Here is an 11,646-nt window from a genome sequence, read left to right on the forward strand (position 1 = left end):
TTTGCTCAGGCTGATTTTTTCGTTGAAAGCGAGTTATCCTGGGTATCTATTTTTACCCATGAACTCAAACCAGAACGGAGTTGAGGGTTTTCTGGTGCTGCAACCAATTTAATACGGACAGCAACTCTTTGCGCCACCTTAACCCAGTTTCCCGTAGCATTCTGAGCTGGAATAATTGAAAATTCGGATCCAGTGGCAGGACTTATGCTTTCAACGATTCCCTTCCATTTTATCTTGGGATAGATGTCTACAGTTGCTGTAACCGATTGTCCTGGATGAATGTTCGTGAGCTCCTTTTCCGTGAAGTTTGCTTCGATCCATGGGCGGTCATTGGTGACCAGCGTCATAGTAATCGCTCCAGCGGAAATAAATTGACCCGGTTTTGGCGGGGAGTTGATGGTACCCGACATCGGAGCACGAATTTCGGTACGCAAGAGATCCAGCTTTGCTTGATCCAGTTCTGCTTTTGCCATCAGGAATGTTGGATGTTTTTCAACCGGTTCATTAACACTGCCCGCAAGAGATTCGGCCAGTCGTTCCAGATCATGTTCCACGGTTATGACTTGTTGTGCCGCGATTTCAGCGCCTTCTTTCGCTTCATCAAGGCTTGACGCGGAAGTAAAATTCTTTGCAGCAAGATCTGATTGACGTCTTTGATTGCGTAAAGAAAAATTATATTTGGTTCGTGCTAAAGCGATCTCTGCCTGTTTTGCATGGTAGCCTGCTTTCAGAGCGAGAATATCTATTCGAACCTGGGCTAACCGGGATTCCGCCCTGGCTAATGCAACTTTATAAGATGCAGGATCCAGACGATAGAGCAATTGATCTTTTACTACATGTTGGTTCTCACGAGTTAATGTCTCTTTAACCACTCCAGATACTTGTGCGCTGATTGGAATCTTATCTGCTTTGACGTAGGCATTTTCTGTTTCGACATAACGTCCACTCATGAAATATAAAACAAGGGCAATGAGTACAATTAAAGAAGGTACCAATACTAAAAGAATGAATCGTTTTGAATGAGCTTGTTCAACTGGTTCTCTTATTACTGGCAGGGCTGAGTCTTCTTTTTGAGTGTCTTGCAGTTCATTCATTGTTAGTGATCCTTAATTTCACGCTAGTTCTATATCCTTGACTCACAGTAATCAACAGTTAAATCTATTTTGAATCTGAGGTATCATTTAGGGATTTTATAATAACAGGTTTTTTATGCAATTCATTGATAAATTAAATACCCCTGGTGAGCATTCTTTACTCCTTGAAGGATTGGCAGGACAAATTGAAGCGGTATTAACAGTTCCGGAGACAATTAATTCTCATTATGTTGCATTTTTAGGACATCCTCATTCATTGCAGGGGGGAACTATGAATAATAAAGTAGTGACCACTATGTCTCGGGTTTTTAAAGAATTAGGTATCCCTTCGCTACGTTTTAATTTCAGGGGAGTTGGTCAGTCTGCTGGCGCTTATAATGATGGCCTGGGTGAGAGTAAAGACATGCTTGAACTGGTCCAAATATGGCACAAAGAGCAACCTCAGATAAAGTTGATTTTTGCGGGTTTTTCTTTTGGATCGTATGTTTGTTATCGAGCCGCAGCCCAATCGAGACCCAGTATATTAATCACGATTGCCCCTCCGGTTCATCATTATGATTATCGAGAATTTGATCCTCAGCCTGAGCCCTGGCTCATTGTGCAGGGCGATGTTGATGAGGTCGTTCCCAGTACTTTGGTACTTGATTTTGCCAAAGATTCTCATCCCATCCTTCCTGTGATTGAGTTTCCTGAAACGGGACATTTTTTTCACGGCAAATTAATGGATCTTAAAACGAAGTTGCTCGACTACCTCCGGGACAGGGTTTAATGATCATGAATTTAATGAAGCAATACGATGCCGCCATACAACGGGGTGAAATAGAGGATGATCTTAATCAGAGAGAGATTTTGGTTCATATGCAAAGGCTTGCAGATGAATTAATTCAGTATTCACAATCCTGGTTTCATTGGTTGCATAAAAAATCAATTAAGGGATTATATATCTACGGTCCGGTTGGGGTTGGAAAAACTTATTTGGTTGATTTGTTTTATCAGTATATTGAGGAAGAGAAAAAGGCTCGTTTTCATTTTCACCATTTCATGCAACAAATTGATTATAAATTAAGGCAATTGCAGGGGCGAAAAGATCCTTTACGTCAAATTGCCAAAGAGATTGCCAAATCGACACGTTTATTATGTTTTGACGAGTTTCTGGTCCATGATGTTGCTTACGCAATGATTCTTGCAGAGTTGTTTCAAGCATTGAAAACTCATGGTGTTATCCTGGTGATTTCTTCTAATACCCGTCCCGATGATTTATATCTGGATGGAGTACATCGCGAGCGATTTTTACCTGCGATAGAAATCATTAAAAATGACTGCGAAGTATTAAAACTCCCTGAAAAAAAAGATTATCGTATGGGACATCAGCCTTTGTTAGATGCTTATTTGTATCCGTTAAACGACCAAACTGAACGGGAGATGGAACAACAGTTTTTGTTATTGGCTAAGGATTTCGAGAGCAACGGGTCAGTACTCATACAGAGCAGGGAAATTCCTTATATTAAATACAGTCCGCAAACAATTTGGTTTTCTTTTGATGTCATTTGTAATTTACCGCGAAGTCAACTGGATTATTTGGAGCTGGCAGATCGCTTTAACAATATCTTTGTGAGCGGTATTCCTTGTTTAACCGTGAATCATACGTTACAAACCATAATGTTCATACATTTTATTGACGTCATGTATGATAGGGGTATAAATATTATTATTTCTGCTGAAGTTCCTGTAGAAGAACTTTATGTACAAGGCGAAATGAAGGACACTTTTAAGCGTACTTTAAGTCGATTGATGGAAATGCAATCGGTTGATTATCAGGGCAGACATCCTCGTCGTATAGTGCAAAATATGGTATAAACGTTTTATATACTGTTCTTCTCTCCAAGCATTAATGTATATTTTTTTGCTTAATTGAGAATGATTCTCGATATCATTTGTGGTAAAATCTTTTTATTGAACTATTTTTTAGTAATACATTATGAACATTTCTGAATTAGCGCGTGGGGATAGAGTGCGATTGGTTGACTTTGGTGCAACTGATCTGCAATACAGAAGAAGACTATTATCTTTGGGAATTACCCGTGGTGTTGAATTTTCAGTGGTGAGAATCGCTCCCCTGGGGTGTCCTGTTCAAGTTGAAGTAAGAGGAACATCCTTGACTCTTCGCAAAGAGGAAGCGAGTCAATTAGTGTTGGAGCGTCTATGACTCAAGTTTTGTTAGTAGGAAATCCAAATTGTGGTAAAACCACTTTATTTAATGCACTAACCGGAGACAGTCAACGGGTTGGAAATTGGCCTGGTGTGACCGTTGAAAAGAAAACCGGCGAGTGTGCTGTAGGACATCATTTAATTGAAATAACCGATTTACCGGGGGTGTATTCCCTGGTCGCAAACGCTCAGGGCATGAGTCAGGATGAGCAGATAGCTGCTCAATCCATAGTGAATCTGGATTCAGATTGCATCATCAACGTGATTGATGCGAGTCATTTGGAACGACATTTATATTTAACTACTCAAATCCTGGAGTTGGGCAAACCGGTAATTGTAGCTCTTAATATGATGGATATTGCTCAGCAGCGTGGGATCACTATTGATATTAAGGCGCTGGAAAAACAATTAGGTTGTCCGGTAATTCCAGTTCAGGCGCATAAAAATATTGGCATACCTGAATTACAGAACGCGCTTTTATCCATTCCTGCGGAACTGAAGCCATTATCATTATCCTTATCACAACCAGTCCAGCAAGCATTAAATACTCTGGAAACGAGATTAATCAGTGAAGGATACAGCCACTCTCTTGCGTATTATTATTCACGCCGACTTGCCGAAGGTGATTCAATAATGGGACAGGAATCCATTCAAATTGAATGGGATCAATCACAACACAACAATCTTGGTATTGATGTATTGTTGGCAGATGCTCGTTATCAGACCATTCATCAGATTGTCTCGGCTGTCCAACAAAAGAAAAGTGATGCCAGCGAGCATTTTACGGCGAAACTGGACAAAATCGTTCTGCATCGGTTTTTTGCTTTGCCGATATTTTTCGCCATGATGTATTTAATGTTTTTGTTTTCCATCAATATTGGCGGCGCGTTCCAGGATTTTTTTGATATAGGAACTGATACCGTTTTTGTTCAGGGCAGTGCCTGGTTATTGCAGCAAATTCATGCACCTAACTGGATCATTGCTTTAATTGCCAATGGAGTGGGTAAGGGAATTAATACGACGTTAACGTTTATTCCTGTAATCGCTTCCATGTTTTTCTTTTTATCCTTATTAGAAACTTCGGGTTATATGGCAAGAGCTGCATTTGTCGTTGATAAAGCGATGCGAGCCATGGGGCTTCCCGGCAAGTCGTTTGTGCCCATGATTGTTGGCTTTGGTTGTAATGTTCCGGCCATTATGGCAGCAAGGACTCTGGATTCTGAGCGCGATCGTTTATTAACCGTCATGATGAGTCCCTTTATGTCCTGCAGTGCCCGGCTGGCTATTTATGCAGTCTTTGTTGCCGCATTTTTTCCGTCTGGTGGACAGAACATTGTATTTTCTTTATATCTGATTGGTATTTTAATGGCTGTGTTAACAGGTTTTATTCTGCGTAAAACGACGTTGAAAGGTCATGCCTCACCGCTGATTCTGGAATTACCTGCCTATCATAAACCTGCGTTGAGGCGTTTGTTCAGAGAAACGTTAATGCGTCTAAAATTCTTTGTGTTTCGTGCTGGAAAATTGATTATTCCAATCTGCGTTATCCTTGGTGGCTTGAATGCGATAACCCTGGGCGGCGGAATTAATACCGGAGAGGCCAGTACTGAATCATTACTTTCTTTAATGGGGCAATGGATAACGCCATTATTTGCCCCTATGGGTATTCATCAGGATAACTGGCCAGCAACAGTCGGTTTATTGACCGGCATGTTAGCGAAAGAAGTTGTAGTGGGTACCTTAAATACTTTGTATGCTCAAGTAGGGCATTTAGGGGAAGTGGCTGCAGCACATTTTGATTTTTGGGCTGGTATTAAAGCTGCGTTCTGGTCAATTCCGGAAAATCTGTCTCAGCTGGGTTCTGCTTTATGGAATCCTGTTTTGGCAAGTGCGGCCGATAGTGAGGTTTCCAAATCAGTTTATGGCATGATGTCTCAACGTTTTGATGGACAGGCAGGAGCTTATGCTTATTTACTGTTTGTTCTTCTTTATATCCCTTGTGTATCCACCATGGCAGTGATACGGCAAGAAGCAAACCGGCAATTGATGTGGACTTCAGTCATATGGTCTTTTGTTGTTGCTTATGCGACAGCAGTTGTTTTTTATCAGGTAGCACAATTTTTAGAGCATCCTCAACAAAGTGTTCTATGGATAATTGCGATGATATCCTGTTTGTTTATGGTCGTTGTGGTATTTAAATACAGTGGAAAAAATATGGAGAAGCATGGTGTTGTTACAAATTCGTGATTATATTTGTCGTGAGGGTGTAGTCAGTACTCAGCAATTGACCAGAGAATTTCACCTGGATCTTCCTGCGCTGCAGCCAATGCTGGACCTATGGCTCAGTAAAGGTGCTATCAGAAAATGCCAGGAAAAGGGTTCCTGTCAAAGCGCGTGCTTTAAATGTCGTACTCCTCCTGAATATTATCAATCTCTAACGTGATGTGTTTTCTCCAGTTATATGAAATTAGGATCATAAGGTCATCATTTGAGTTAATTTTGGGGGTAAGAACATAATTTTACGGGTTTTTTACCTTTATTCATGACATCATTCGTGCTCATCATTCAATTTTGGGCTAATATAAACTTATCTCATTTAATACTTGGGTAAATAAATGGCTGACTCTGAGAATAAAGAGAACCCCGGTTTTGCGGAAGTCAGTTTTGATGTTCGCAAATTGGAAGTAGCAAATGATTTGAATAATCCAATCACCTTGGTGGAACGTGTTTATCAAATTTGGTGGCATTGGGCTGATTTTCATCTGTATATTACTTCCCCCCATATTGAGAGTATTACCCCAGCAATCATTATAAAGCCAGAAAATATTCCAGGATCGAATGATCTGGAGTTTGTTTATGATATTCAGGATTCCGGTCACAAATTATCTACTTCTAAAAGTGAAGACATGTTCAAGGCAGGGATGTCCATGTGCAAATTATTTTATACCATAGAAAAAATGATTTTTATTCTTGTTGAACGCTTGAAGTCTGGTGGTGTGAGTCTGGAAGATGAAGTTCAGGTAGCCTTCGGCGGCCATGAAATTGCCCAGAGAAAGGCTTTTGAGTCCATTATTAATTTGAGCTATAACGTGGTCGTCACTAATTTTGATCCGGGTCAGTGGGGCGAGCGATATTTACAAACTGTGAAACGAATTGCAGATAAAGGTTATGGATATCCAGCGGAAGCACCGCGTGATACCTACAAGCAATTACACAATCCAACTTCGGCTGGAATATCACGTTAATTCTTGATTTTAAATCGTGATGAGATCAGTTCGGGTCCATTGATTTAACAGGTTATAACTGCTTTTTATATGTAAAGGCGCCAGGAATAAAGCGGGTATGAAATACAGTATTCGTAATAGAATTTGCTTATTGGATAAGCTCTTCTGATCAACTGAAGTCAGTTTAAATCGCCAAGCCTTCATCCCCAGAGTTTGCCCTCCAAATCGTATTGAACCGTGATAATATAAAAATGCTGTACCTATCAACGAGAGTTGATACCAGAGGGTAGAGGGTGGTATGGCATGGCCTTGATTAAAAATCAGCAGCAGAACGGTCAGTGAAAACAACAAAACCAAAATGATTATTGCGTCATAACAAATTGCTGCCAAGTATCGGATCAAAAACATGATGTACCTTATTGTTGAAATTTAACCATGCATGGCTTTTGAACAGTCGTGTATTAATGCCAGGCTGTCTATATATAATTTACTGATATCTACCCCATTATAATTTTGCATGGGAACCTGTTCCCATTGTCCTTGTTCATAAGCGATGACTAGAGAAAGTAAATGACCCAATGTTCCTTTTTGCCTAATCAATGCGTTTTTTATGTCCTCTGCCAGGGTGATTTGATGCATCAGTTCTTCCATGGGTTTATTTAACAAGCAGTCCAATATGGATAATAAACCCGCTGTATAAGCGCTCTGACCGCTTATCTTTGAGCTGGCTTCAGCCAGCTCTCTCGTCATATAGGCTCTGATAAGCGCTGATTCTAATATTTCTACAGGCTTATCTGAAATGTTTTTCATAGAAAACAGCATAACCCAATTTTTAAGATTGATTAAACCAAATCGAGCTATTGCCTGGTCAATAGATTCTATAGTTTGTCCTCCTGAGAGTCCTATAGAGTTTGCGACTTTAAGAATTTGGTAACTTAATAAAGGATCAGACTGAATTACAGCTGAAATATGATTAAAATCACAGTCATCCTTTTGAACCGTTTGTATCAGCTGTATTAGATTCAATTTATTTGCCGCGATGTCGTTATTTGTCGTCTCTAAAGGTTGAAAAAGAAAATCGCCACAATAATAATCGACAGTCATCGCTTTACATTTATCGAAACTGGCTTGTTGTGCAATGCCATAGGCTATCACTTTTCGCAGCTTTGATTTACTGTATTGAACAACCTTGGTTACATCAGACTGATTCATAAATTGATCTGTCAGGGCAATATACTCGGCAAAATTGAGCCATGCCAGTTGTTGAGGTGTATTAATGAGTAACGCGATCGAAAATACAGACTCCTGTAATTCAGATACTGAATAAATCGATTCTATATCTTCTGCAGGCAGTTTTAAAATTATTGGATTTTTTATCGGTGGATCCAATTGCTCCAGGTATACTTTAAGGGCAAAGGGAATGAATAGTGGAAGCTGTGTATCCGAGTTGGTAATCAAGTCTAAAAGGTTATTGGCTAATTCTTCACTTGATTGCAGATTTTGATAAGATAATATTTCATAGGCAACGCATTTTAGTTGCTGATTAAATATTGGTCTTTTGGTGAGCATTAAGACTTCCAAGTGATTGTTTTGTTTAATGATAGTACTGGTTTTGTCAATTGGCCAGTTGGTTCTGAATTTTCCTTATCGACTTAACTTTGCGTGATAAAAACAGAGTGCTATACTTCGTCTGCGTGTATTGAAATTTAGCCATTCTAGATTGTACTATCGTCACCTGATTTACGGTTTGGCAATAGCATCAGTTTGATAGTAATGCAATTATCAGGATAAAAATCATCGATATGGATGAAGATGAGAATAGGCTGATTCGAGTTGTATTTGGGAAGGTGCTATATTTACAACATTTTCTAATGAGGAAGAAACCAATAGTGAACAAGAAGAGACCGGTTAATCTTGATTTAGGTACTTTAAAATTTCCTCCTATGGCAATTGCGTCCATACTGCATAGGATTTCTGGGGTACTGTTATTTATATTGTTACCCATCATGTTATATATTCTCGGGCTTTCGCTTCAATCCGAAGAGAGCTTTACCCAGATGAAAGACATGATTACAAGCCCTTTTTATAAATTAGTGTTGTGGGCTTTTAGCGCGTCACTGGCCTATCATATATTGGCTGGTATCAGACATATTATAATGGATATGGGGTTTGGTGAGCATTTGGCAACAGGTCGACGTACATCCATTTTAGTTATAGTTCTTTCAGTTATTTTGACAATTATTCTAGGAATCTGGATATGGTAACTAATGTCACTAGCTTAACAGGTAATGGGTTAAAAGATTGGTTGATTCAACGAGTTACTGCAGTCTATTTTGCAGCGTATGCCATTTTTTTATTTAGTTTTTTGATCATGCATCCTGATTTAAATTTTGAACAATGGCATCTATTGTTCCATAATATGCTGTTTCAAACAGCAACTGCAATTGGATTGCTGGCATTGTCATTGCATGCCTGGATCGGTATTTGGACGGTTACAACAGACTATATGAAGTGTACCGCTATACGTTTGGCAGTGCAGATGGTGGTTGTTCTATGGCTCCTTAGTCAGTTCATCTGGGGCTTAATGATTGTTTGGGGACAATAAGCATGACGATTCCACGTAATAAATTTGATGCGGTCATTATTGGTGCTGGTGGTGCCGGAATGCGTGCCGCGCTGCAGTTGGCAAATTCAGGATTAAAAGTAGCGCTGTTATCCAAGGTTTTTCCAACTCGCTCTCACACTGTTTCAGCTCAAGGGGGAATTACCGTAGCCTTGGGAAATTCTCATGAGGATGATTGGCGTTGGCATATGTACGATACCGTCAAAGGAGCTGATTATATTGGCGATCAGGATTGTATTGAGTATCTGTGCAAAACGGGTCCTGAAGCCGTTTATGAACTGGAGCATATGGGATTACCTTTTTCACGTATGGACAGTGGTAAAATCTATCAACGCCAATTCGGTGGCCAGTCAAAAAATTTTGGTGGTGAACAGGCTGCGCGGACAGCCGCAGCTGCAGACAGAACCGGTCATGCATTGTTGCATACCTTGTATCAGCAAAATTTAAAAGCAAAAACACATGTATTTAGTGAATGGTACGCGCTTGATTTCGTAAAAGATGCTCATGGACGTATTGCCGGCGTTACCGCAATGAACATTGAGTCCGGCGAAGTGGTGTTTTTCCAGACCAGAGTTTGTATCCTTGCGACCGGTGGAGCAGGGCGAATCTATCAATCGACAACAAATGCATATATTAATACCGGCGATGGATTCGGTATGGCTCTAAGAGCAGGAATTCCATTGCAGGATATGGAAATGTGGCAATTTCATCCTACAGGTATAGCTGGAGCAGGTACTTTGGTTACTGAGGGGTGTAGAGGTGAAGGTGGTTACCTGATTAACAAAGATGGGGAACGCTTTATGGAGCGTTATGCTCCTCGAGTAAAAGACCTGGCTTCGCGTGATGTAGTTGCTCGATCCATGGCTCTGGAAATTCGAGCAGGTAAGGGCTTTGATCCTAAAGGCATAGATCATGTTAAGTTGAAGCTGGATCACCTTGGGGCAGATTTGATTATGTCGCGATTACCCGGTATTCGTGAATTGTCCATGAAGTTTGCCGGAGTGGATCCTATTCTGGAACCGATACCAGTTGTTCCTACATGCCATTACAGTATGGGTGGAATACCTACCAACATGCACGGCCAAGTGATAACCAAAACCAAAGGTAAAGAACATTTGGTAGAGGGTTTATATGCAGTAGGCGAATGCGCCTGCGTATCCGTTCATGGCGCAAATCGTCTTGGTGGTAATTCATTACTGGATCTGGTGGTGTTTGGACGGGCAGCTGGGTTACATGTTGAAGAGCTATGGCAATCCAATCAATTGCCTGATATGCCTTATATCAGCGAAGATGATATCGCGGCATCAATGACTCGATACGATCGTTGGGAACATTCAACAGATGGTGAAAGTCCTGCAACGATTCGTGATGAAATGCAACGGGTCATGCAGGAAGATTTTGGCGTATTCCGTACTGGCGAAGTAATGGCTTCAGGATTGAAAAGATTACAGGCACTACGTGAACGACTGGCTCATGCTAAACTGGATGATAAAAGTCATGTATTTAATACAGAACGGGTTACTGCGCTGGAGCTGGATAACTTAATGGCAACTGCTTATGCTACCGCGCAATCTGCCATTGCCCGAACTGAAAGCAGAGGAGCTCACAGCAGGGAAGATTATCCTGCTCGTGATGACGTCAACTGGATTAAACATACGCTGTATTTTGAGGAAGGTGAGGTACTTGATTATCGTCCAGTGAATACATCACCCAAATACGTCGAGCCCTTTGAGCCGAAAGAACGCGTTTATTAAAGAGGATATATAATGACTGATAGTAGAAATGTGACCCTGTCGATATATCGTTATAATCCCGAGGTGGATGACAAACCTTATATGAAAGATTATGAGATAGCGATCCCGGTTAAAAGCGATCCAATGATACTGACCCTGCTTGAGCGCTTGAAAGCAGAACAGGATCCCTCAATCACATATAGACGTTCCTGTAGAGAAGGGGTATGCGGTTCTGATGGCATGAACATTAATGGAACCAATGGACTGGCATGTATTACTCATTTATCTCAGTTAAATACGGATAAAGTAGTCATTCGTCCTTTACCCGGATTTCCGGTTATACGTGATTTAGCTGTTGATATGAGTCAATTTTATCAACAATATGAACGTATAGAGCCCTATCTGCAAAATGATGAAGTGGCTCCCGCTCAGGAACGGTTACAATCTCCTGAAGAGAGAGCACAACTTGATGGACTGTATGAGTGCATATTATGCGCTTGTTGTACCAGCTCTTGCCCGTCCTTCTGGTGGAATCCGGAAAAATTTGTTGGCCCTGCCGGGCTTTTACAGGCAAGACGCTTTTTAGCTGACAGTCGTGATACAGCAACGCAACATCGTTTGGATAAATTACAGGATCCATTCAGTGTATTTCGTTGTAGAACGATTATGAATTGCACGAATGTGTGCCCGAAGGGACTCAATCCATCGCAAGCGATTGCAAAAATTCGCACGCAAATGTTGACACAGGAAACTTGATATAAGAA

13 protein-coding genes are annotated in these 11,646 nt (G+C 40.7%); 10 read left to right on the forward strand and 3 right to left on the reverse strand.

Annotation, left to right across the window (positions count from 1 at the left end; all coding sequences use genetic code 11):
• Positions 1-5 precede the first annotated feature (5 nt).
• Positions 6-1,094, reverse strand: coding sequence for an HlyD family secretion protein (locus IZU94_RS12325; RefSeq protein WP_203111006.1), 1,089 nt, complete (start codon positions 1,092-1,094; stop codon positions 6-8).
• A gap of 115 nt (positions 1,095-1,209) precedes the next feature.
• On the opposite strand from IZU94_RS12325, the gene IZU94_RS12330 reads away from it, so the two are divergent.
• The 6 genes from IZU94_RS12330 (at position 1,210) to IZU94_RS12355 (ending at position 6,547) form a co-directional block, all read left to right on the forward strand.
• Positions 1,210-1,863, forward strand: a complete 654-nt coding sequence (locus IZU94_RS12330; RefSeq protein ID WP_203111007.1) for an alpha/beta hydrolase — start codon at positions 1,210-1,212, stop codon at positions 1,861-1,863.
• Positions 1,864-1,868: 5 nt separating this feature from the next.
• A complete protein-coding gene (gene zapE / locus IZU94_RS12335; RefSeq protein WP_203111008.1) occupies positions 1,869-2,951 on the forward strand; it encodes a cell division protein ZapE in 1,083 nt (360 codons plus the stop codon).
• A 121-nt stretch (positions 2,952-3,072) separates the two neighbouring features.
• Positions 3,073-3,300 carry a FeoA family protein gene (locus IZU94_RS12340; RefSeq protein WP_203111009.1) on the forward strand — a complete coding sequence of 76 codons (228 nt, stop codon included), beginning with the start codon at positions 3,073-3,075 and terminating at the stop codon, positions 3,298-3,300.
• A complete protein-coding gene (feoB, locus tag IZU94_RS12345; RefSeq protein ID WP_203111011.1) occupies positions 3,297-5,549 on the forward strand; it encodes a Fe(2+) transporter permease subunit FeoB in 2,253 nt (750 codons plus the stop codon). The genes IZU94_RS12340 and feoB overlap by 4 nt, the downstream gene beginning before the upstream one ends.
• Positions 5,530-5,745 (forward strand): FeoC-like transcriptional regulator, encoded by a 216-nt coding sequence (locus tag IZU94_RS12350; protein WP_203111043.1) that lies wholly within the window; start codon positions 5,530-5,532, stop codon positions 5,743-5,745. The genes feoB and IZU94_RS12350 overlap by 20 nt, the downstream gene beginning before the upstream one ends.
• A gap of 172 nt (positions 5,746-5,917) precedes the next feature.
• Positions 5,918-6,547 (forward strand): virulence factor, encoded by a 630-nt coding sequence (locus tag IZU94_RS12355; RefSeq protein WP_203111013.1) that lies wholly within the window; start codon positions 5,918-5,920, stop codon positions 6,545-6,547.
• Between the two features lie 9 nt (positions 6,548-6,556).
• Here IZU94_RS12355 and IZU94_RS12360 read toward each other — a convergent pair whose 3' ends face one another.
• The gene (locus IZU94_RS12360) at positions 6,557-6,934 is read right to left on the reverse strand and encodes an RDD family protein (RefSeq protein ID WP_203111015.1); all 378 of its coding nucleotides are present in this window, start codon (positions 6,932-6,934) and stop codon (positions 6,557-6,559) included.
• Between the two features lie 21 nt (positions 6,935-6,955).
• A complete protein-coding gene (locus tag IZU94_RS12365; protein WP_203111017.1) occupies positions 6,956-8,095 on the reverse strand; it encodes an EAL and HDOD domain-containing protein in 1,140 nt (379 codons plus the stop codon).
• A gap of 320 nt (positions 8,096-8,415) precedes the next feature.
• Between IZU94_RS12365 and sdhC the strand changes: the two genes are divergently transcribed.
• The 4 genes from sdhC to IZU94_RS12385 are packed head-to-tail and all read left to right on the forward strand — an operon-like array spanning position 8,416 to position 11,638.
• Positions 8,416-8,790 carry a succinate dehydrogenase, cytochrome b556 subunit gene (sdhC, locus tag IZU94_RS12370; RefSeq protein WP_058473062.1) on the forward strand — a complete coding sequence of 125 codons (375 nt, stop codon included), beginning with the start codon at positions 8,416-8,418 and terminating at the stop codon, positions 8,788-8,790.
• Positions 8,784-9,131 carry a succinate dehydrogenase, hydrophobic membrane anchor protein gene (gene sdhD, locus IZU94_RS12375; protein WP_203111018.1) on the forward strand — a complete coding sequence of 116 codons (348 nt, stop codon included), beginning with the start codon at positions 8,784-8,786 and terminating at the stop codon, positions 9,129-9,131. The genes sdhC and sdhD overlap by 7 nt, the downstream gene beginning before the upstream one ends.
• A 2-nt stretch (positions 9,132-9,133) precedes the next feature.
• Positions 9,134-10,903 (forward strand): succinate dehydrogenase flavoprotein subunit, encoded by a 1,770-nt coding sequence (gene sdhA, locus IZU94_RS12380; protein ID WP_203111019.1) that lies wholly within the window; start codon positions 9,134-9,136, stop codon positions 10,901-10,903.
• A 12-nt stretch (positions 10,904-10,915) separates the two neighbouring features.
• Entirely contained in the window at positions 10,916-11,638 is a 723-nt protein-coding gene (locus tag IZU94_RS12385; protein ID WP_058472763.1) for a succinate dehydrogenase iron-sulfur subunit, read from the forward strand.
• The last annotated feature ends 8 nt before the right edge of the window (positions 11,639-11,646 follow it).

It is taken from the genome of Legionella bononiensis, from assembly GCF_016786215.1.
GTDB lineage: Bacteria > Pseudomonadota > Gammaproteobacteria > Legionellales > Legionellaceae > Legionella > Legionella bononiensis.